Origin of the sequence: Bradyrhizobium sp. (assembly GCF_035935975.1) — a bacterium.
In the GTDB taxonomy this organism is placed as follows: Bacteria; Pseudomonadota; Alphaproteobacteria; order Rhizobiales; family Xanthobacteraceae; genus Bradyrhizobium.
In genome coordinates this window covers 214,441-236,035 of record NZ_DASYWN010000030.1, presented here as the reverse complement: position 1 = coordinate 236,035, position 21,595 = coordinate 214,441, and the positions used below count along the sequence as shown (strand labels likewise).

Genomic DNA, 21,595 nt, shown 5'->3' with positions numbered 1-21,595 from the left:
AGGCGACGGTCCCGTAGCGGGTTCGCCTTCGGCGCCCCGGAATGACGGGCTGAGCGGGCATTCGCTCCTGCAACTCACTCGCGACTAGAGCTGTGGATCGTCGCTTGATGTTCGCGGACGCCCTGCTAAATCCCCGGCCATGACCTCCCAACACGACAAGACCTCGGTCGCGGCCATCTCGATCCTCGCCAGCGGCGGCATGGCGGCGGCCAAATTCGTGGTCGGCATCGCGATCGGCTCGCTGGCGCTGATCTCCGAAGCCCTGCACTCCTCGATCGACCTGATCGCGACCGTCATCACCTGGGCGGTGGTGCGGGTCTCCGACAAGCCGGCCGACGACGAGCACCATTACGGCCACGGCAAGCTGGAGAGCATCTCCGCGCTCGGCGTCACCGCCCTGCTCTACGTGCTGGCCGGCGGCATCCTGGTCCAATCGTACAGCCACCTCCGGGAGGGGACCCCGCCGCCGACCATCTCGGCGGTGCCGTTCGTGGTGCTGGTGATCGACATCGTCGTCAACCTGTGGCGCGCCCGCGCCCTGCATCGCGCCGCCCGCGAAACGAGGAGCGAGGCGCTGGCCGCGGACGCGCTGCATTTCGCCTCCGACGTCATGGGCTCGTGCGCCGTGATCGTCGGCCTGATCCTCGCCGCCCTCGGCTTCTGGTGGGGTGACGCCGCGGCCGCCGCCGCCGTCGCCATCATGATCGCCCTGCTCGGCCTGCGCATGGCCAGCGCAACGGTGCAGACGCTGGTCGACCGCGCGCCCGAGGGGGCACTCGAGAAGGCGACCGCGGCCATCCGCAGCGTCCCCGGCGTGATCGACGTCGAGCGGCTGCGGATCCGCATGGTCGGGGCCACCACGTTCATCGACACCATCGCAAAGGTACCGCGGACCTACCCGATCGACCGCGTCGAGGAGATCAAGCGCAAGGCGCAGGCCGCCGTCGACCAGGCGTTCGGTGATGCCGACCTGACCTTCACCCCGGTCCCCGTCGCGCGCGATAACGAGACCGTGCGCGACCGCATCATGGTGATCGCGCGCAATTCGAGCCTCGCCATCCACCACGTCACGGTGCACGACCTCGGCGGCACGAAGCTGATCGTCAGCATCGACCTCGAGGTCGACGCCGGCATGCGGCTCGACGCGGCCCACGACATCGCCAACACGCTGGAGCGCAACATCCAGGAGGAGTTCGGCGAGGACGTCGAGGTCGACGTCCATATCGAGCCGCTGGAACCGGAACTGCCGTTCGGCGTCGATGCCGCGCCGGAACGGGTGCAGATCATCGCGGCGGCGCTGACCGAATATGCCGACGGCGGCGAGATCCACGACATCCATAATGTGCGCGTCCGCAACACCGATGCCGGCGAGATCGTCAACTTCCATTGCCGCACTGCGCCGTCGATGAGCGTGATCAGGGTGCACGAGCATGTCGACGCGATCGAGCGCAGGCTGCGCCGCGCGTTCCCGAGCGTGAAGCGCGTCATCAGTCACGCCGAGCCGCCGCGCGCGTGATACGATGTGCGAGGAGTCACACGTTCTTGTTTCGGACTCATCGCGCACGCCGATTTGCGGACGCCAGAGCCGCCAAGTCTTCGTTGGATAAGAATTATTCGGCATTAACGATTCATTGACTCTCGACAGCCTGCGAAAACTGGATTCAAATCGGTGTGATTCGAAAGCGACGTGGGGCTGCTTTCGAAATTCGTCGTAAGCTGGTTTTCAGGGGGCCGAAGGCATGGCGCGCGCAGACGCCGCGAACGCGTGCGTCCAATCCGATTCAATTAAGGGATTGGCGCAATCGATCGCGAAACCTGCCTATCATCGGCTCCTGATCGCGGAGCCGGCGCTGCGCCGCGCCGTGCCGACGCTCATCATCGCCTTCCTCATCACCATCTGCCTCGGCGCGTTCGTGCAGGTCGTCGACCAGACCCGCCAGAAGCGGCAGGTGATCCGGCACGACATCTCGGCGCTGGCCGATCTGCTCGCCGAACGCATCGACCGCCTCGCCTCCTCGCGGATCGAGCGGCAGAAGAACATCGAGCTGCTGCCGACGCTGCTGCCCGACCTGATCCCGTCCTGGGGCACGGCCACGGGCCGCCACGTCGTCGTCACCTCGGCCGGCATCGACCGCCGCATCCTCGCCCGCATTCCGATCGACAGCGACCCGGCCGGCAACGACCGCCTGCTCGACGCCATCACCACGGCGCAGCTCCTGGCGGCGCCGCCGCGCGACGGCAACATCTCCGACATGACGCTGCCGAGCGGCAACGCCGCGATGGCGACCGCGCGTCAGATCAAGTCGCTGCCCGGCTTCGTCACCGTGCTGCAGGAGCGCAACGAGCCGATCTGGGGCTCGGACGCCGCGCTCTCGGTGACGCTGTCGGCCACCACCGGCTTCGTCGTGCTGATCCTCGGCTTCGCCTTCCACTGGCAGTCGACCCGCGCCCGCGAGGGCGACCTCATCAACGACGCCGTCCGCGGCCGCATCGACACCGCGCTCAACCGCGGCCGCTGCGGCCTGTGGGACTGGGACCTGTCGCGCGGCCGGATCTTCTGGTCGCAGTCGATGTTCTCGATGCTCGGACTCGACGGCCGCAACGAGCTCCTTACCTTCGGCGAGGTCAACGCGCTGGTGAAGTCGGACGACATCGACCTGTTCGAGATCGCCGACCAGCTCATCTCCGAGAAGATCGACCACATCGACCAGACCTTCCGCATGCAGCATGTCGACGGCCACTGGATCTGGCTCCGCGTCCGCTGCGAGAAGACCCGCGGGGCGACCGATTCGAGCGTCCACCTGATCGGCATCGCGGTCGACATCACCGAGCAGAAGAGCCTCGCCGAGCGCACCGTCGAAGCCGACCTTCGCCTGCGCGACGCCATCGAGACCATTCCGGAAGCCTTCGTGCTGTGGGACGCGAGCGACCGCCTCGTGCTCTGCAACTCGCACTTCCAGCGCCTGCACAAGCTGCCCGACAGCGCCGTCATCCCGGGCACCTCCTACGAGACCGTTCTCGAGGTCGGCCGCATGCCGGAGGTGCGCACCCGCCACAACGAGACCGGCACCCAGGGCCCGGGCGCGCGCACCTTCGAGGCGCAGCTCGACGACGGCAGCTGGCTCCACATCAGCGAGCGCCGCACCAAGGACGGCGGCTACGTCTCGGTCGGTACCGACATCACCCGGATCAAGGAGCACGAGCAGAAGCTGGTCGACAACGACCTTCGCCAGCGCGCCACCGTCATCGATCTGAAGCGCTCGCAGGCGGCCCTTGAGCGCCAGACCAACGAGCTCGCCGATCTCGCCGAGAAGTACCAGCGCGAGAAGACCCGCGCCGAGGAAGCCAACCAGACCAAGTCGAAATTCCTCGCCAATATGAGCCACGAGTTGCGCACGCCGCTCAACGCCATCATCGGCTTCTCCGAGATCATGGGCTCAGGGATGTTCGGCGATCTCGGCAGCGAGAAGTACCAGGAATACTGCCAGGACATCCTGACCAGCGGTCACTACCTGCTCGAGGTCATCAACGACATCCTCGACATGTCCAAGATCGAGGCCGGTCGCATGAAGCTCGACATGGAAGAGCTCGACCTCGGCCAGACGCTTGCGGAGTCGCTGCGCGTCGTCTCCGGCCGGGCCGAGGACAAGAATCTGACGCTCGATGCCGAGATCGAGAAATCGATCTCCGTCGTCGCCGACCGCCGCGCCACCAAGCAGATCATCGTCAACCTGCTCTCCAACGCGGTGAAGTTCACGCCCGACGGCGGCCGCATCGTGGTGCGCAGCCGGCAGCTCGAGGACCGGATCGTGCTGATGATCGCCGACACCGGCATCGGCATCGCGCCGCATTCGCTGGCGCGGCTCGGCCGCCCGTTCGAGCAGGTCGAGAGCCAGCTCACCAAGACCTATCACGGCTCCGGCCTCGGCCTCGCCATCGCCCGCTCGCTGGCGCAGCTCCACGGCGGCTCGATGCGGCTGCGCTCGAAGATCGACGTCGGCACCGTCGTCCGCGTGACCTTGCCGCGCGACGCCATCAAGGCGGCGTCCAGGATTTCAGCTGCGGCTTGAAGTTATAATTGCAGCGACGGCGCGACCTCACGCGCGACATTGACCAGCGCTGCGATCAGCGGCGTCATTGGATCGCGCTGCGGGATCACCATGCCGATGCTGTAATTGACCTCGGGGTCGACGATCGGGATCGAGCGCACCGTGTCGGACAGGCCGAGCGTCTCGGCGAGCTTGGCCGGCATCACGCTCGCCCAGCGTCCCGTCTTCACATGCGTGAACAGCACCAGCAGCGAGTTCGAGGTCAGGGTCGGCGTCGCCTCCGCACCGACCGAGCGCAGCGCGCGATCGATGATGCGGCGGTTCTGCATGTCGGGCGTCAGCAGGCACAGCGGCACCTGCCCGACCTCCTTCCAGGTCACAGTCTCGCGGTCGCCGAACATTCCGTCCGGCGCGGTCAGCAGGCGATAGCTCTCATTGTAGAGCGGAATGGTGCGCACCTTGCCGATCGGCTCGTTCTCGATATAGGTCAGCCCCGCATCGACCTCGAGATTTTCGAGTAGCCCGAGCACCTCCGACGAGGTCGTCGAGCGGATGCTGAAACGCACCTCGGGATGGCGGGCGCGGAACGGCGTCGTCAGCGCCGCGACCATGCCGAGCACGGTCGGAATCGCGGCAATGCGGATCTCGCCGGAGAGCTGATGCTTCAAGCCGTTGATCTCGTCGCGCATCGCGCGGGCATCGCCCACGATCCGCCGCGCCCAATCCAGCGCCCGCTCACCCTCGGGGGTAAAACCCTGGAAACGCGAGCCGCGCTGGACCAGCATCACGCCGAGGATCTCCTCGAGCTGCTTCAGCCCGGTCGACATGGTCGGCTGGGTCACCCCGCAAGCCTCTGCCGCGCGACCAAAATGCCGTTCCTTTGCCAGCGCCAGCAGCAGTTCAAGCTTGTCGATCAACCGGACGTCCCCTCGAAATTTCTCGTGGCATGCAAGCTAGCACGCCAGGCCCTTACCAACACGGAAAAACCGGCAAGCGGAACGGCGTCGATAGCGATTTCATATCGATCTATTGGCTTCGTCAATCGATCAGAATTCGCAATCGCAGCATGAGACAGCTTTATTGATCTTCGAACGATTCCAAATAGTTTGCGAGCAAGGGACGCTCTGGTTGAGAACGAAGAATGACAGCTTCTTACGAGCCTTGGGACGAGACGCGCGGCGCCGAGATCATCGCCGAACATGCAAAGCAGGAGGGCGCGACGCTGGTCATCCTGCATGCCCTTCAGGAGGCGTTCGGCTACGTGCCGGAGGCCGCTGTCCCCATGGTGGCGCAGGCGCTGAATCTGTCGCGCGCCGAGGTGCACGGCGTGTTCACCTTCTACCATGATTTCAGGCACAAGCCGGCCGGCCGCCATGTGCTGAAGCTGTGCCGCGCGGAGGCCTGTCAGGCCGCGGGCGGCGATGCGCTAGCCGCGCGCGCCGAGTCGAAGCTTGGCGTTTCGCTCGGGCATACGACGGCGGATGATCGCGTCACGCTGGAGCCGATCTACTGCCTCGGCCTGTGCGCGACCGCGCCGTCCGCGATGCTCGACGGCCGCCTGATCGGCCGGCTCGACGAGAAGCGCCTCGATGCACTGGTTGCGGAGGCACAGCGATGAGCATGCGTCTATTCGTCTCACGCGATGCGGGTGCGGTGGCCGTAGGTGCCGACGAGGTTGCGCTGGCCATCGAGCAGGCCGCGGCCAAGCGCGGCGTCGCGGTCGAGATCGTCAGGACCGGCTCGCGCGGCATGTACTGGCTGGAGCCGCTGGTCGAGGTCGCAACGCCGCAGGGCCGGATCGCCTTCGGCCCTGTGACCGAGACCGACGTGCCCTCGCTGCTCGACGCGCTCGCCAGCAACACGCCGCATCTGCTGCGCCTCGGCGCGACCGACGAGATCCCCTGGCTGAAGCGCCAGACCCGCCTCACCTTCGCCCGCTGCGGCGTGATCGATCCGCGCTCGCTCGACGACTACCGCGCCCATGGCGGCTACAAGGGCCTGGAGCGCGCGCTCTCGCTCGGCTCGGATGCGATCCTCAACGAAGTCACCGCCTCGGGCCTGCGCGGCCGCGGCGGCGCGGGCTTCCCGACCGGCATCAAGTGGAAGACCGTCGCGCAAGCCAAGGCCGATCGCAAGTTCATCGTCTGCAACGCCGATGAGGGCGACAGCGGCACCTTCGCTGACCGCATGATCATGGAAGGCGACCCCTTCCTGGTGATCGAGGGCATGACCATCGCCGCGATCACGGTCGGCGCAACCAAAGGCTACATCTACACCCGCAGCGAATACCCGCATGCGATCGAGGCCATGAACCTCGCCATCCAGGCGGCGAGGCGCGGCGGCTATCTCGGAAACAACATCGGCGGCTCGACCTACAGCTTCGATCTCGAAGTGCGCGTCGGTGCCGGTGCCTATGTCTGCGGCGAGGAGACCGCGCTGCTGGAAAGCCTCGAAGGCCGCCGCGGCGTCGTGCGCGCAAAGCCGCCGCTCCCGGCCCATCACGGCCTGTTCGGCAAGCCGACCGCCATCAACAACATCCTGTCGCTGGCCGCCATCCCCTTCATCCTTGCCGAAGGCGCCAAGACTTACGCGGATTACGGCATGGGCCGCTCGCGTGGCACGATGCCGATCCAGCTCGCCGGCAACCTCCGTTACGGCGGGCTGTTCGAGACCGCGTTCGGCGTGACGCTCGGCGAACTCGTCGACGACATCGGCGGCGGCACGTTCACGGGCCGTCCGGTTCGTGCGGTGCAGGTCGGCGGCCCCCTGGGCGCCTATTTCCCCCGTGCCCTGTTCGACACGCCGTTCGACTACGAGGCCTTCGCCGCGCGCGACGGCCTGATCGGCCATGGCGGCATCGTGGTGTTCGACGACAGCGTCGACATGCGCAGGCAGGCGCGCTTCGCGATGGAGTTCTGCGCGATCGAATCCTGCGGCAAGTGCACGCCCTGCCGGATCGGCTCGACCCGTGGCGTCGAGACCATCGAGAAGATCATCAATGGCGAGCGGGTAGCCGAAAACCTCGCGCTCGTCGAAGACCTCTGCAACACCATGAAATTCGGCTCGCTCTGCGCACTTGGCGGCTTCACGCCCTACCCCGTGCTCAGCGCATTGAAGCACTTCCGGGAGGATTTCCTCCCGGCGCCGACCACGCTTCAGGCCGCGGAATAGGAGAACGACGATGTCTCTGATCGAAGAAATCGACTACGGCACGCCGCGCTCGAAATCGGAAACGATGGTGACGCTGACCATCGACGGCAACCAGGTCACGGTGCCCGAGGGCACCTCGATCATGCGCGCCGCGATGGATGCCGGCCACCAGATCCCGAAACTGTGCGCGACCGACATGGTCGACGCCTACGGCTCCTGCCGCCTCTGCCTCGTCGAGATCGAGGGCCGCGCCGGCACGCCCGCCTCGTGCACCACGCCTGTGATGAACGGCCTCGTCGTCCGCACCCAGACCGAGCGGCTCAAGAAGCTGCGCAAGGGTGTGATGGAGCTCTACATCTCCGACCACCCGCTCGACTGTCTCACCTGCGGCGCCAACGGCGATTGCGAATTGCAGGATATGGCGGGTGCCGTCGGCCTGCGCGACGTCCGCTACGGCTACGAGGGCGAGAACCACGTCTTCGCCAAGACGGACGGCTGCACCAACGACAACTGGATGCCGAAGGACGAGTCCAACCCGTACTTCACCTACGATCCCTCCAAGTGCATCGTCTGCTCGCGCTGCGTCCGCGCCTGCGAGGAGGTGCAAGGCACCTTCGCGCTGACGATCTCCGGCCGCGGCTTCGACAGCCGCGTCTCGCCCGGCATGAGCGAGAGCTTCCTCGGCTCCGAATGCGTCTCCTGCGGCGCCTGCGTGCAGGCCTGCCCGACCGCGACGCTGACGGAAAAGTCGGTGATCGAGATCGGCCAGCCCGAGCATTCCGTCGTCACCACCTGCGCCTATTGCGGCGTCGGCTGCGCCTTCAAGGCCGAGATGCGCGGCGAGGAAGTCGTGCGTATGGTGCCCTACAAGGACGGCAAGGCCAATCGCGGCCATTCCTGCGTCAAGGGCCGCTTCGCCTGGGGCTATACCAATCACAAGGAACGCATTCTCAAGCCGATGATCCGCGACCGGATCGAGGATCCCTGGAAGGAAGTCTCCTGGGATGAGGCGTTCTCTTTCGCTGCCGCCAAGATGCGCGGCATCCAGAAGAAATACGGCCGCGACGCCATCGGCGGCATCACTTCGTCCCGCTGCACCAATGAAGAAACCTATCTGGTGCAGAAGCTGATCCGCGCCGGCTTCGGCAACAACAATGTCGACACCTGCGCCCGCGTCTGCCACTCGCCGACCGGCTATGGCCTGTCGCAGACCTTCGGCACGTCGGCCGGCACGCAGGATTTCGACTCGGTGGAGAACACCGACGTCGCCGTCATCATCGGCGCCAATCCGGCCTCGGCCCACCCCGTCTTCGCCTCGCGCCTGAAGAAGCGGCTGCGCCAGGGCGCAAAACTGATCGTGATCGATCCGCGCCGCACCGAGATGGTGGAATCGCCGCATGTGAAGGCGCTGCACCTGCCCTTGATGCCCGGCACCAACGTTGCCGTCGTGACCGCGCTGGCGCATGTCATCGTCACCGAAGGCCTCGTCAACGAAGCCTTCGTGCGCGAGCGCTGCGACTGGAGCGAGTTCGAGGAATGGGCGGCCTTCGTCGCCCAGCCCAAGCACAGCCCGGAAGCGACCGCCATCCTCACCGGCGTCGATCCCAAGGTGCTGCGCGAAGCCGCCCGAATCTACGCCACCGGCGGCAACGGCGCGATCTATTACGGCCTCGGCGTCACCGAGCACAGCCAGGGCTCAACCACCGTGATCGCGATCGCCAACCTCGCGATGGCGACCGGCAATATCGGCCGTCCCGGCGTCGGCGTGAACCCGCTGCGCGGCCAGAACAACGTGCAGGGCTCCTGCGACATGGGCTCGTTCCCGCACGAGCTGCCGGGCTATCGCCACATCTCGGGCGATGCGGTGCGCGACCAGTTCGAGGCGCTGTGGAACGTCAAGCTCAACCCCGAGCCGGGCCTGCGCATTCCCAACATGTTCGACGCCGCGATCGAAGGCACGTTCATGGGCATCTACGTGCAGGGTGAGGACATCCTGCAGTCCGATCCCAACACTTCGCACGTGGTCGCCGCGCTGTCGGCGATGGAATGCGTCATCGTCCACGACCTCTTCCTGAACGAGACCGCGAACTACGCCCATGTCTTCCTGCCGGGCTCGAGCTTCCTCGAGAAGGACGGCACCTTCACCAACGCCGAGCGCCGCATCCAGCGCGTCCGCAAGGTGATGACGCCGAAGAACGGCATGGCCGACTGGGAAGTCACGATCGCGCTTGCCAAGGCGATGGGCTTCGAGATGAACTACAGCCATCCGTCCGAGATCATGGACGAGATCGCGGCGCTGACGCCGACCTTCACCGGCGTCTCCTACGCCAAGCTCGACGAGCTCGGCTCGGTGCAGTGGCCCTGCAATGAGAAGGCGCCGGAAGGCACGCCGGTGATGCATATCGGCGGCTTCGTCCGCGGCAAGGGCAAGTTCATCGTCACCGAATATGTCGCGACCGACGAACGCACCGGCCCCCGCTTCCCGCTGCTGCTCACCACCGGCCGCATCCTCAGCCAGTACAATGTCGGCGCGCAGACACGGCGCACCGACAACGTGGTCTGGCATGCCGAGGACCGGCTCGAGATCCATCCGCACGACGCCGAGCAGCGCGGCGTGCGCGACGGCGACTGGGTGCGGCTGGCGAGCCGCGCCGGCGAGACCACGCTGCGCGCGGAGATCACCGACCGCGTGTCGCCGGGCGTCGTCTACACCACCTTCCACCACCCGGACACGCAGGCCAACGTGATCACGACCGACTATTCGGACTGGGCGACCAACTGTCCGGAGTACAAGGTCACGGCGGTGCAGATCTCGCCGTCGAACGGGCCGTCCGACTGGCAGAAGTCCTACGACGAGCAGGCGCGGCACTCCCGCCGCATCGCCCCCGCCGAAGCCGCGGAGTAACCGCATGCACGTGCCGGTCCAGGCGATCGACCGCGAGATCTGGCGCGACGGTGTCGCGTCAGACGGCACTCGGCTGATCCCCGAGGAGACGCCGCTGGCGCTGACCTATAATGGCGGCACCTACGCCGTCATGATGGGGACGCCGCAGAACCTCGAAGATTTCGCGGTGGGCTTCAGCCTGGACGAAGGCATCATCAAGTCGGTCGACGACATCAAGTCGCTCGATGTGGTCCGCCTCGACGACGGCATCGAACTGCGGATGTGGCTGGCGTCGGAAGATGCCGCGCGCATCAGCGAGCGGCGGCGGCACATCGCAGGTCCAACCGGCTGCGGCATCTGCGGCATCGACTCGATTGCGGAGGCAATACGCCCGGCCGCCATCGTGCCCCAAGGCACCAGTTTCACGCCGCAGCAGATCATGACCGCGATGCAGGCGATCGCCCCCCTGCAGGCGATCAACATGCAGACCCGCGCCGTCCATGCCGCGGCGTTCTGGTCACCGACGAACGGCATGGCCGCGCTGCGCGAGGACGTCGGCCGCCACAATGCGCTCGACAAGCTGGCCGGCGCGCTCGCGCGCAGCCGCACCGACGCCAGCGGCGGCATGGTGCTGCTGACGAGCCGCGTCTCGATCGAGATGGTGCAGAAGACGGCTGCGATCGGCGCGCCCGTGATGGTCGCGGTCTCCGCCCCCACCGCGCTCGCGGTCCGCACCGCCGCCGCCGCCGGCATCACGCTGATTGCAATCGCCCGCAGCGACGGGTTTGAAGTGTTCACGCACCAGGGCCGCATCACGGCCCTCCGTGCCCAGGAGATCGTCGATGTCGTCGCCTGACCGCCTCGTCTACATGGCCAACCAGATCGGCACCTTCTTCCGCAGCCAGGGCCACGACAAGGCCGTGCCGGGCATAGCCGACCACATCAAGAAGTTCTGGGATCCAAGGATGAAGAAGGCCATCTTCGCCCATCTCGATGCCGGCGGCGCGGGCCTCGAGCCGAACGTGCGCGAAGCCCTGACCTCGTTGAAGCCGACTACTTCGCTTCCAACAACGCCGTAAACACGCGCCGCACCTCGCCCTGCGTCTCCTTCACACGCGCCTCCAGCGACGAGAAGTCCGGCGCATCGCCGGCGCGGGCCATGACGCGCAGGAGATCGGTGCCGGCGGTATCAGGCTTGAAGCCGTCGCTGACACAGAGCCGCAGGATCTGCGTCAGATCGTGATAGAGCCGCGCCGCGGCGCGCAGGATCTCCGCCTCCGACTGCGGCAAGACACCGAGCTTGGCGGCATTGTCCAGCACTTGCAGGGTACTGACATCGAGAATCTCGGGCTTGTCATGGGCATGCACGAGCTGGAGATATTGCGCGATGAAGTCGATGTCGATCATGCCGCCGGCGGCGTATTTGAGATCCCAATGATCGGTCTCGCCCTTCTCCTGCGCGATCGCGCCGCGCATGTCGGCGACGTCATTGGCGATGATCGCGCGGTCGCGGCGGCGGGTCAGGACTTCGCGAATGACGCGCTCGATCCGCTCGCGGAATTCGGCTGAGGACGACACCACCCGCGCACGCGTCAGCGCCATGTGCTCCCAGGTCCAGGCTTCATTGGCCTGATAATCGGCGAAGGAGGCAAGGCTGGACGCCACGGGACCGGCGCGCCCCGACGGACGCAGCCGCATGTCGATCTCATAGAGCACGCCGTAATTGGTGCGCGTCGTGAAGGCGCTGATCAGGCGCTGGGTGAAGCGGGCGAAATAATGCGCACCTTGCAGCGACTTCGACCCATCCGAGTCCGGATTCTCGCCGTCGAAATCGTAGAGCAGGATCAGGTCGAGATCGGACGAGGCCGTCATCTCGCGGCTGCCGAGCCGGCCCATCGCGACGATCGCGGTCTCTTGCCCCCGGATGCGGCCGTGCTGGGCGGCAAAGCGGTCGGCAACGAGGCCATGCACGGTGTGGACGACGCCCTCGGCGACGTCCGCGAAGGCCGTGCTCGCCTGCTGCGCCGAGACGGTCCCGGAGAGGATACGCGTGCCGATCAGGAACAGGCTCTCCTGCCCGAACAGGCGCAGGCGATCGAGGAATTCTTCGTAGGAGGCCGCGTCCTGCACCGTAGCGGCAAGCCGCGCCGACAATTCCTGCCGGTCGGGCATCGCTCCGAAGAAGCGCGGATCGATCAGGCCGTCCATGAGTTGCGGCTGGCGCGCCAGCATCTCGCCGAGCCGCGGGGCCGCGCCCAGCACCAGCGCCACCAGCGCGACGAGGTCGCGGTTCTGGCCGAGCAGCGTGATCAGCCGGCCGCCGCGCTGGAGCGCGCCGAGGAAATGGTCGAATGCCACGACGGCGCGGTCGGGCTCCTCGGCATGCGCGAGGCCGTCGATCAGGGCCGGCACGAATTCGATGAAGGCGTTTCGCGTCGCCTCGTTGCGGAAGACGCGGTAGTCGCCGGTGATCCAGTCGCGCACGGTCTGCGCCACGGCGGCCGGCTTCTTGAAGCCGAGCGTCGCGATGTGCTGCAGCAGGCGCGGATCATCGGGACCTGCACGGTAATCGAGCGCCGGCAGCTTGGCCGTGCCGGTCGGATCATCGCCCTCGAACAGTTTTTCGTAGTGTCCCTGCACGATCTCGAGCTGCCGCAGCAGGTCGCTCGCAAAGGCTTCGCGGTCGGGATAGCCGAAGAAGCGGGCGAAGCGCTCGACGGCCTCCTTGTCTTCGGGGAGCGCATGGGTCTGCTCGTCCGCGACCATCTGGAGACGATGCTCGACCCGGCGCAGGAATTCGTAGGCGATGGTCAGCTCGTCGCGTGCGGCAGAGGTGATCCAGTTGCTCGAAGCGAGCACGTTGAGCGCGGCGAGCGTCGGCCGCACCCGCAATTCCGGATGGCGGCCGCCGGCGATGAGCTGCTGGGTCTGCGCGAAGAACTCGATCTCGCGGATGCCGCCACGGCCGACCTTGACGTTATGGCCTTCGACCGCGACCTCGCTCTGGCCGCGATAGGTCTGCATCTGCCGCTTCATGTCGTGGACGTCGGCAAGCGCGGCGAAGTCGAGATGCTTGCGCCAGACGAACGGCGCGATCTCGGCGAGCAGCGCTTCGCCCGCCTTGGCGTCACCGGCGCAGGCGCGCGCCTTGATCATCGCGGCGCGCTCCCAGGTGCGCCCTTCCCGCTCATAATAATGCAGCGCGGCGTCCCGCGAGATCGCAACCTGCGTCGAGGACGGATCCGGCCGCAGCCGCAAATCGACGCGGAACACGTAGCCGTCATAGGTGCGCTGCTGGAGGACGCGCGCGATGCCCTGCGTCACCCGGACGAAGAACGGCTGCGGCTCGATGTCGGGCGCGAGCGTTGTATTGTCGGGATCGAAGAAGACGATGAGATCGATGTCGCTGGAATAGTTCAGCTCGCCCGCGCCCATCTTGCCCATGGCGAGCACGATCAGGCCGCAGCCTTCTTCCGGCACATCGGGATTTGGCGGCAGGATCTTGCCACGTGCGGCTTCCTGCCGCAGCTGGTACTGGAGCGCCGCCTGCACCGAGGACACCGCGACATCGGTCAGCGCTGCCGTCACCCGCATCACCGGCCAGACCCCGCCGATGTCGCACAGCGCGGTCAGCAGCGCCGCCTCGGCCTTCATGCGGCGGAGCAGCCGCATCACCTCGGCCTCGTCCGCCGCGGCAAGCACCGCGTTTCTCGCCTCGGCGATCAGGGCGGGCAGATGCAGGTCGGGATCGCATTCGAGCAAACGGATCAGGCGCAGCGCATCGGCGCGCACGAGGTCGAACAGATAAGGCGAGAATTCCGCGATTCCGGCCAGAATATCCCGCGCGAAGGGATGAGCCAGCAATGCCTCAAGACGGGCCAATTGTGCCGGCTCGAGCTCGGCCAGCCAACTTTCAAAACGTCGTTCGTCGGTTGCGGAAGCGGCAATATGGGGGGCCTCCGCGAACCGCGCGGCGAGGCCCTCTCCAGTCTTGTCCGCGTTTCCCGGCGCGGAGTGGTTCATGCCACCTTCTGTGGCACATCCGGTATTGGAGGAGCAACCCTGTCGCCGGCACCCGCGCGCGCCGGCAGCGCCAATGTGGCGACGAGCCCGGGATTGGCATCGCCCAGCCGCAATTCGCCGCCATGGAGCGTCGCGACTGCGGAGGCGAGGCTGAGGCCGAGGCCGGAGCCCGGCAGCGTGCGGCTCGCCTCCAATCGGACGAATCGTTCGATGGCGTGCTTGCGGTCGCCTTCGGGAATACCGGGTCCGCGATCGGTGACGCTGAGCAACACCTGATCACCCTCGCGTCGCGCCTCGATGGTGATCTGCCGCGCGTCCATGCTGACCACGGTTCCGCCGGCCTGCGCCACCGGCTTGCCGTATTTGATCGCGTTCTCGACGAGATTGGCGAGCGCCTGGCTGATCAGCTCGCGGTTGGCATGAACCGGCGTCGGATCGGCCTTGACCTTCAAGGTCATGCCGTCGTCCTCGGCGAGCGGCTCGTAGAGCTCGTGGATGCCGTGGGCAACGTCGGCCGCGTCGAAATCGTCCATGTTGCCGCGCGCCTGGCCGGATTCCGCACGCGCGATCATCAGCAGCGCGTTGAAGGTGCGGATCAGGCCGTCGGACTCCTCGATCGTCCGCTCCAGCGCGGCGCGGTAATCGGCCTCGGTGCCCGATTTCGCCAGCGCCTCCTCGGCACGGTTGCGCAGGCGCGTCAACGGCGTCTTGAGATCGTGGGCGATGTTGTCGGAGACCTCCTTCAGCCCCGCCATCAGCGCCTCGATCCGCTCCAGCATGGCGTTGAGATTTTCCGCGAGCCGGTCGAGCTCGTCGCCGCTGCGCCCCACCGGCAGCCGTCCGCTGAGATCGCCGGTCATGATGCGCTGCGCGGTGCCGGTCATGGCGTCGATGCGCGTCAGCACCCTGCGCGCGACGAACACGCCGCCGCCGAGACCGAGCACCACGACGATCAGCACCGACCATTGCGCCGCCTTCGCCACGATGCCGAACAGGCGCCGCCGCTCGTCGAGATCGCGGCCGATCAGCAGACGAAAACCGTTCTCCAATTCAGTGACGCGCACCAGCGCGCGGTGGTCGCGTTCGTCGGCGTCCTCGATCCGCCTGTAGGCCGTTTCCGACCAGCCACGCGTCGCCATCACGCCGGGGGCCAGCGAGCCGACATTGCCGGCGACCGCCTGCCCGGTCGGCGTGGTCACGAGGTAGAGGTTGGCGCCAGGCCGTAGCGCCCGATACTCGATCGTGCGCACGAGGCCGAACATGCCGCGGCGCGCATAGATCTCGTTGATCTCGGAGGTCTCGGAATTGACCGTCTGCGTGATCTCTTCGGTGATCAGCCGCCGCGTATTCCAGGCGAAATAGCCGAGCAGCGAGGCCGCGAACATCGCGAACAGCAGCAGATAGACCAGCGTCAGCCGGAATGCCGTGGTGCGGACGAGTTTACCGAATGCCGTCACGGATCAAGTACCGTTGAGAAAACTGGTCATTGCGAGAACCATTTGCTTGCTGTCCCTGATGAATACCAAATGGTCGTTCGCAGGGCGCGCACAATGTCTTATCGGCCCCGCGAAATAGCGGCATCAAGATTCACAATATTAGGGACCAGCCAAGGCACGACCTAGTTAAATCTCGGCAATCTCGCGCTCCTCCGGCTCATTAAGGATAGGATTGAAGCGAACTTGTCCAGTTGCGGCTGCGTTCCGGCGGGATATTGGATGCTCAATGTTCTAGCTTTGGTTCGCTTTCCGAGCGGCTGGCCGGCGCCGGCATCTCCGGCCCCGGCCGAACCAGCGCATTTGACCTAAATCAAGCATGCATCGCTTGGCGGTGACAGCCTCGCCCCGCCAAATGGACAGCGGGAGGTCGGACTATGAAAATCCGGTGCCGCACCCTTGCGACCACAGTCAGTGTTCTCGCCCTCGGCTGCATCTCCGCTTCGGCTCAGCAGGCCACGGGCATTCCAGGCTCGCCTGCCGCCACGACGACGATTGACGGCAAGGTGCTTCCGCCGCTCCCTCCAGAATTTGGAGGCGTCATCAACGAGAGAGCCTCGGACTCGAAGGCATGGTGGGCACCGCGTGTCGTGCCGCCGAAGGGCGCACCGAATGTGCTGCTCATCATGACCGATGATCAGGGCTTCGGAGCACCGAGCACCTTCGGCGGCGTGATCCCCACGCCCGCGATGGACCGTATCGCTGAACAGGGCCTGCGCTATACGAATTTTCATTCCACCTCGCTGTGCTCTCCGACGCGGGCAGCGCTCATCACCGGCCGCAATCATCATTCGGTCGGTTTCGGCGTAGTCGGCGAAATATCGACGGGATTCCCAGGTTACGACTCGATCATTCCGATCGAGAAGGGAACCATCGGCACCACCCTCAAGGCAAATGGCTACGCCACCTCATGGTTCGGCAAGGACCACAACACGCCGTCATACCAATCGAGCCAGGCGGGGCCATTCAATCAATGGCCCAATGGCATGGGGTTCGAGTATTTCTATGGTTTTGTCGGCGGCGATGCCAGCCAGTGGCAGCCGAATCTGTTCCGCAACACCACGGCGATTTATCCATTCCAGGACAATCCCAGCTGGAACCTGACGACTGCGATGGCCGACGAGGCCATCCAACACGTGAAGCAGCTCAAGGAGATTGCGCCCGACAAGCCGTTCTTCGTTTATTACGTCCCCGGTGGCACCCACGCGCCGCATCATCCGACGCCGGAGTGGATCAAGAAGATCAGCGACATGCACCTGTTCGACCAGGGCTGGAACAAGCTACGGGAGACGATCTTCGCCAACCAGAAGCGATTGGGCATCATGCCCGACCACGCCAAGCTGACTCCGTGGCCGAAGGAATTGCCGCAATGGGATACGATCGGCGAGTTGGAGAAGAAGCTCTTCATCAAGCAGGCAGAAGTCTATGGCGCCTACCTCGCCTACACCGATCATGAGATCGGCCGCGTCATTCAAGCCGTCGAAGACCTCGGAGAGCTCAACAACACATTGATCATCTACATCGGCGGCGACAACGGCGCGAGTGCCGAAGGCATGATCAACGGAACGCCCAACGAGTTCACGACCTTCAACGGCGTCCCGGTGCCGGTGAAGGCTCAGTACCTCTGGTATCCGTTCTGGGGCTCGGACAAGACTTTCCCGCATTTTGCCGCGCCGTGGGCGTGGGCGATGGACACGCCATTCAAGTGGGTCAAGCAGGTGCCGTCGCATTTCGGCGGGACCGCCCAGGGCGTCGCCATGTCCTGGCCCGGCCATATCAACGATGTCGGAGGCATCCGTCGCCAATTCCATCACGTCATCGACATTGCCCCGACCATCCTCGAAGCAACCGGCATTTCACAACCCGACACGATCGACGGGATCAAACAGAGCCCCATGGAAGGGGTGAGCATGGCGTACACGTGGGACAAGGCGAACGCCAATGCCAGGACGACGCACACGACCCAATATTTCGAGATGCTCGGCAATCGCGCCATCTATCACGATGGATGGGTCGCGGCCACGACGCCGATCACGCTTCCATGGGAGCTCAGCAGCGCGCCCCCGCCAGATGTGATCACGGGATACAAGTGGGAACTCTATAACGTCCAGGAAGACCCCACCCAGTTCGATGATCTGGCCGCCAAGATGCCGGAGAAGGTCAAAGAGCTGCAAGCCATCTTCGACGTCGAGGCGAAGAAGTACAACGTGCTGCCGCTCGACAACACGACGCTCGCGCGCTGGAATACGCCGCGCCCAAGCCTGACGGCCGGGCAGACGGTGTTCACCTATTCGGGCGAACTGACCGGTGTGCCGGCGAGCGCCGCGCCGAGCATCCTCAACAAGTCCTATACCATCACCGCCGAGGTCGAGATTCCCAAAGGCGGCGCTGAAGGGATGATCGTCACCGAAGGCGGACGTTTCGGCGGCTACGGGCTGCTTCTGAGCAAGGGTGTGGGTGGCCTTCGGCGGGGCAAGCCCGTGTTCCTCTACAACCTGCTCAACCTCAAGCGCACGATCTGGTCGGGACCGGAGTTGGGCGCGGGCAATCACACCATCGTCTTCGACTTCAAGTCGGATGGGCCGGGACTGGGCAAGGGCGGCACAGGCGTACTTTCAGTGGATGGCAAGGAAGTGGACCGGAAATCCATCGAACACTGTACGCCCATCACGTTCCCGGAGGACGAGACCTTCGACGTCGGCCAGGACACCCGCACGGGGGTCGCGATGCTCGAGTATCGCTACGATCCTCCGTTCAAGTTCACGGGCAAGATCAACAAGCTGACGTTCAAGCTCGGACCGGAGTTGAAGGACTCGGCACAGGCCAAGGCAGAACTCGGACCCATGCCGGCGCCGGAGCCGGATCCCATCGAAGAGCCGAAGTCTCAAAAGCGATCCGCGAACGTTGGGAAGAGATGAAAGGCGCCCTGGCGTTCGCTGCCGTCAGCGAAGCTGCAACGGGATTGGCGCTGTTGATCGCGCCGTCGCTGGTCAGCCAGTTGTTGCTGGGCGAGCCGCTCTCTGGTGTCGCAACGCCAGTCGCGCGTGTCGCCGGCATTGCGTTGATTGCCTTGGGAATCGCCTGTTGGCCAGGGTGGCCGCCACTCCCGGGCATGTTGATCTACAGCGGAGCGATCACCCTATTTCTGGCCTATGTCGGTTTCGCAGATCGATTGGGCGGCGTCCTGCTGTGGCCGGCGGTCGCCCTTCATCTCGTACTGACCACGCTCCTGATGCGCGGCGGCCTGCAAAGCCGCCACCGTCGGTAGACACCTGACGTCGACGCCTTGAAGCGCGATGAGACGGGATGAATGCCTTAGGTATCGAAGATCATCCGGGCTCAGCGTATCCCATCCCGGATCATGTACCCGGCGCCGCGGATCGTGTGCAGCAGCGGCCGCTCGAATCCCTTGTCGATCTTGGAGCGCAGCCGCGAGATGTGCACGTCGATCACGTTGGTCTGCGGATCGAAATGATAGTCCCAGACGTTCTCCAGCAGCATGGTGCGCGTCACCACCTGGCCGGCGTGCTTCATGAGATATTCGAGCAGGCGGAATTCGCGCGGCTGCAGCGTCAGCTCGTCCTTGCCGCGGGCGACGCGGTGCGAGAGACGGTCGAGCTCGAGATCGCCGACACGATAGAGCGTGTCCTCGGCCGGGCCGCCGCGGCGGCGCGACAGCACCTCGACCCGGGCCAGCAGCTCGGCGAAGGAATAGGGCTTTGGCAGATAGTCGTCGCCGCCGGCACGCAGGCCCTTGATGCGGTCATCGACCTGGCCGAGCGCGGAGAGGATCAGCACCGGTGTCGTGTCGTCATTGGCGCGCAGCGCGCCGATCAGCGACAGGCCGTCGCGCTTGGGCAGCATGCGGTCGACCACCAGCACGTCGTACTCGCCGTTCTCGGCCATGGCGAGGCCTTCCTCGCCGTCGGCGGCGTGGTCGGCAATATGCCCGACTTCGCGAAACGCCTTCACGAGGTAGTCGGCGGATTCGCGGTCGTCTTCGATAATGAGGAGGCGCATCGTGCGTTCGGCGACGGTCAAGGAAGTCAACCCTTCTCTAAACATGGCGCGAGCGGCTATCGCATGCAAGCCAAGCGAACGGGACTGAGGTAGGCAAAAAGGGCGGGCGGTGAAGCTGGGGGGACCTCACCGCCCTAGGCCTTCCGACGGAGGGGGGCGTAATTCCACCGGAAGGTAGGCTGGGGAAGCCATCGTTACGCAGCTCCCCCGAAGGGCGTCGGCGGCGGGGGCGACTGATGCCGGCGACACCCCTCATTTCGTAAGCCTCCTGTGCGTTGACCCTTCGCCTTAACCCTTGGCGATGGGGATGGCGACGAAGCGCGACTGGCCGCCGCTCTTCACGCGCATCAGGACGCTGTTCTTGTTGTCGGTCCGCGCCGCGTTGATGGCGTCGCGGACTTCGCCGGCGGTGGCCACGCTCTTGCCGCCGACTTCGAGGATCACGTCGCCCTCCTTGAAGCCGCGTTCGGCCGCGGCGCTCTTCGGATCGACTTCGGTGACGACGACGCCTTCCTTGCCGGCGCCGGCGACGGAGTTGGCGGGGGCGACGGTCATGCCGAGCTTCGGCACGTCGGTGCCCTTGCTCGCGCCCTTGCCGCTGTCATTGTCGGTGTCGGCCTTGGCCTCGACCGTGTTCGGCAGCTGACCGAGGGTGATGTTCACGACCTTATCCTGGCCCTTGTGCAGCACGTTGAGCTTCACGGTCGCGCCGGGCGCCATGCCGCCGATGGTGCGGGCGAGCTCGCGGGCGTCCTTGACGGATTCGCCGTTGACCGCGGTGATGACGTCGCCGGACTCGATGCCGGCCTTGGCGGCCGGACCACTCGCCTGCGGCTCCGCAACCAGCGCGCCCTCGGCCTTCTTCATGCCGAGGCTGTCGGCGATATCCGACGTCACCGGCTGAATCTGCACGCCGATCCAGCCGCGGCTGACCGAGCCCTTGTCCTTGAGCTGCGCCACCACGCTCTTCACGGTGCTGGCGGGGATCGAGAACGCAATGCCGACGCTGCCGCCGGAGGGCGAGTAAATCGCGGTGTTGACGCCCATCACCTCGCCGTTGGTGTCGAAGGCCGGACCGCCGGAATTGCCCTTGTTCACGGGCGCGTCGATCTGGATGAAATCGTCATAGGGACCGTTGCCGATGTCGCGGCCGCTGGCCGAGACGATGCCTGCGGTCACGGTGCCGCCGAGGCCGAAGGGATTGCCGACCGCGAGCACCCAGTCGCCGATCCGCGGCTTGCTGTCCGCGAGCTTGGCAAACGGGAAGTTCGAGCTGCCCTCGACCTTGATCAAAGCAAGGTCGGTACGCTGGTCGGTGCCGATCACCTTGGCGGTGTAGGTCTTTCCTTCGTCGGTGGTGACCTCGACCTTGTCGGCGCCGTCAACCACGTGGTTGTTGGTCACGGCAAAGCCGTCGGCCGAGATGAAGAAGCCGGAGCCCTGGCCCTGCACGACGCGGCCGCGACCGCCGCCCTTCTGGCCGGGGAACCCATCGGGACCGCCGAAGCGACGGAAGAAGCGCTCCATCGGCGACCCCGGCTGGAACGGCGACTGCGCGTCGTCGCCATCATCGTTGCTCGCGGCCTTCTCCTTGATGTTGACCTTCACCGAGATCACCGAGGGCTTCACCCGCTCGACGATGTCGGCGAAACCGATCGGACGCTCGACCTTGCGAACCTCGTTGTTGACCTGCGCATGCGCCGGACTCGAGAACAGGTCGGCCGGCGACATCGACGGGCCGAGGCCGTAGACGGCGACGCCAAGGCCGGCGACGACCGAAGCCATCAGCGCGATCCTGCGGGCCGAGAACACCGACCGGCGCTGCGGCCGGTAAGACGGAAGGTTCGAGAGGTCGATACGGTCGTTCATGCAGAGATCTCCAGGGCCTTGAAATCCTTTTGGTGCCGGCTGCCAGCACCTTACGGACCTAAAGATGGGGGCTCCCGCCTTACCGTGCGCTGGCGGCGGGGTTAAAC

Annotated in this window: 14 protein-coding genes; 9 read left to right on the top strand and 5 right to left on the bottom strand. The window is 65.7% G+C overall.

The window, feature by feature from the left end; translation table 11 throughout:
* The first annotated feature begins 139 nt into the window (after positions 1-139).
* Entirely contained in the window at positions 140-1,516 is a 1,377-nt protein-coding gene (locus VGR99_RS16970) for a cation-efflux pump (protein WP_326899768.1), read from the top strand.
* A gap of 223 nt (positions 1,517-1,739) precedes the next feature.
* Positions 1,740-4,070, top strand: a complete 2,331-nt coding sequence (locus VGR99_RS16965; RefSeq protein ID WP_326899767.1) for a PAS domain-containing sensor histidine kinase — start codon at positions 1,740-1,742, stop codon at positions 4,068-4,070.
* 2 nt (positions 4,071-4,072) lie between these two features.
* On the opposite strand, the gene VGR99_RS16960 is transcribed toward VGR99_RS16965, so the two are convergent.
* Positions 4,073-4,966, bottom strand: coding sequence for a LysR family transcriptional regulator (locus tag VGR99_RS16960; RefSeq protein WP_326899766.1), 894 nt, complete (start codon positions 4,964-4,966; stop codon positions 4,073-4,075).
* Positions 4,967-5,190: 224 nt separating this feature from the next.
* On the opposite strand from VGR99_RS16960, the gene VGR99_RS16955 reads away from it, so the two are divergent.
* From VGR99_RS16955 to VGR99_RS16935, 5 genes are read left to right on the top strand one after another with little or no spacing between them, the layout of a single operon-like run.
* Positions 5,191-5,667 carry a formate dehydrogenase subunit gamma gene (locus VGR99_RS16955; protein WP_326899765.1) on the top strand — a complete coding sequence of 159 codons (477 nt, stop codon included), beginning with the start codon at positions 5,191-5,193 and terminating at the stop codon, positions 5,665-5,667.
* The gene (locus tag VGR99_RS16950; protein WP_326899763.1) at positions 5,664-7,220 is read left to right on the top strand and encodes an NADH-quinone oxidoreductase subunit NuoF; all 1,557 of its coding nucleotides are present in this window, start codon (positions 5,664-5,666) and stop codon (positions 7,218-7,220) included. The genes VGR99_RS16955 and VGR99_RS16950 overlap by 4 nt, the downstream gene beginning before the upstream one ends.
* A 10-nt stretch (positions 7,221-7,230) precedes the next feature.
* Positions 7,231-10,104 carry a formate dehydrogenase subunit alpha gene (gene fdhF / locus VGR99_RS16945; RefSeq protein ID WP_326899762.1) on the top strand — a complete coding sequence of 958 codons (2,874 nt, stop codon included), beginning with the start codon at positions 7,231-7,233 and terminating at the stop codon, positions 10,102-10,104.
* Between the two features lie 4 nt (positions 10,105-10,108).
* Positions 10,109-10,939, top strand: a complete 831-nt coding sequence (gene fdhD / locus VGR99_RS16940) for a formate dehydrogenase accessory sulfurtransferase FdhD (RefSeq protein ID WP_326899761.1) — start codon at positions 10,109-10,111, stop codon at positions 10,937-10,939.
* Positions 10,926-11,162, top strand: coding sequence for a formate dehydrogenase subunit delta (locus VGR99_RS16935; RefSeq protein WP_326899760.1), 237 nt, complete (start codon positions 10,926-10,928; stop codon positions 11,160-11,162). The genes fdhD and VGR99_RS16935 overlap by 14 nt, the downstream gene beginning before the upstream one ends.
* Here the strand turns inward: VGR99_RS16935 and VGR99_RS16930 are convergent.
* Positions 11,137-14,106, bottom strand: coding sequence for a bifunctional [glutamine synthetase] adenylyltransferase/[glutamine synthetase]-adenylyl-L-tyrosine phosphorylase (locus VGR99_RS16930; protein WP_326899759.1), 2,970 nt, complete (start codon positions 14,104-14,106; stop codon positions 11,137-11,139). The two genes, VGR99_RS16935 and VGR99_RS16930, sit on opposite strands and share 26 nt — an antisense overlap.
* Complete coding sequence (locus VGR99_RS16925; protein ID WP_326899758.1) at positions 14,103-15,563, bottom strand: sensor histidine kinase; 1,461 nt, start codon at positions 15,561-15,563, stop codon at positions 14,103-14,105. Before VGR99_RS16925 ends, VGR99_RS16930 begins: the two co-directional genes overlap by 4 nt.
* A 413-nt stretch (positions 15,564-15,976) precedes the next feature.
* Between VGR99_RS16925 and VGR99_RS16920 the strand changes: the two genes are divergently transcribed.
* Together VGR99_RS16920 and VGR99_RS16915 are read left to right on the top strand one after the other, a co-directional pair.
* A complete protein-coding gene (locus VGR99_RS16920; protein WP_326899757.1) occupies positions 15,977-18,517 on the top strand; it encodes an arylsulfatase in 2,541 nt (846 codons plus the stop codon).
* Complete coding sequence (locus tag VGR99_RS16915) at positions 18,514-18,867, top strand: hypothetical protein (protein ID WP_326899756.1); 354 nt, start codon at positions 18,514-18,516, stop codon at positions 18,865-18,867. The genes VGR99_RS16920 and VGR99_RS16915 overlap by 4 nt, the downstream gene beginning before the upstream one ends.
* Before the next feature lie 71 nt (positions 18,868-18,938).
* On the opposite strand, the gene VGR99_RS16910 is transcribed toward VGR99_RS16915, so the two are convergent.
* Both VGR99_RS16910 and VGR99_RS16905 read right to left on the bottom strand, forming a co-directional pair.
* Positions 18,939-19,619: a response regulator transcription factor gene (locus VGR99_RS16910; protein ID WP_326899755.1), complete on the bottom strand. Its 681-nt coding sequence runs from the start codon at positions 19,617-19,619 to the stop codon at positions 18,939-18,941.
* 288 nt (positions 19,620-19,907) lie between these two features.
* On the bottom strand, positions 19,908-21,488 hold the full coding sequence (locus VGR99_RS16905; protein ID WP_326899753.1) for a Do family serine endopeptidase: 1,581 nt from the start codon (positions 21,486-21,488) through the stop codon (positions 19,908-19,910).
* Between the last annotated feature and the right edge of the window lie 107 nt (positions 21,489-21,595).

Coding starts and splice junctions, on each gene's coding strand:
- VGR99_RS16910 (WP_326899755.1), bottom strand. CDS start 19,619: ATGCGCCTCCTCATTATCGAAGACGACCGCGAATCCGCCGACTACCTC.
- VGR99_RS16915 (WP_326899756.1), top strand. CDS start 18,514: ATGAAAGGCGCCCTGGCGTTCGCTGCCGTCAGCGAAGCTGCAACGGGA.
- VGR99_RS16950 (WP_326899763.1), top strand. CDS start 5,664: ATGAGCATGCGTCTATTCGTCTCACGCGATGCGGGTGCGGTGGCCGTA.
- VGR99_RS16955 (WP_326899765.1), top strand. CDS start 5,191: ATGACAGCTTCTTACGAGCCTTGGGACGAGACGCGCGGCGCCGAGATC.
- VGR99_RS16965 (WP_326899767.1), top strand. CDS start 1,740: ATGGCGCGCGCAGACGCCGCGAACGCGTGCGTCCAATCCGATTCAATT.
- VGR99_RS16930 (WP_326899759.1), bottom strand. CDS start 14,106: ATGAACCACTCCGCGCCGGGAAACGCGGACAAGACTGGAGAGGGCCTC.
- fdhD (WP_326899761.1), top strand. CDS start 10,109: ATGCACGTGCCGGTCCAGGCGATCGACCGCGAGATCTGGCGCGACGGT.
- VGR99_RS16920 (WP_326899757.1), top strand. CDS start 15,977: ATGAAAATCCGGTGCCGCACCCTTGCGACCACAGTCAGTGTTCTCGCC.
- VGR99_RS16935 (WP_326899760.1), top strand. CDS start 10,926: ATGTCGTCGCCTGACCGCCTCGTCTACATGGCCAACCAGATCGGCACC.
- fdhF (WP_326899762.1), top strand. CDS start 7,231: ATGTCTCTGATCGAAGAAATCGACTACGGCACGCCGCGCTCGAAATCG.
- VGR99_RS16905 (WP_326899753.1), bottom strand. CDS start 21,488: ATGAACGACCGTATCGACCTCTCGAACCTTCCGTCTTACCGGCCGCAG.
- VGR99_RS16970 (WP_326899768.1), top strand. CDS start 140: ATGACCTCCCAACACGACAAGACCTCGGTCGCGGCCATCTCGATCCTC.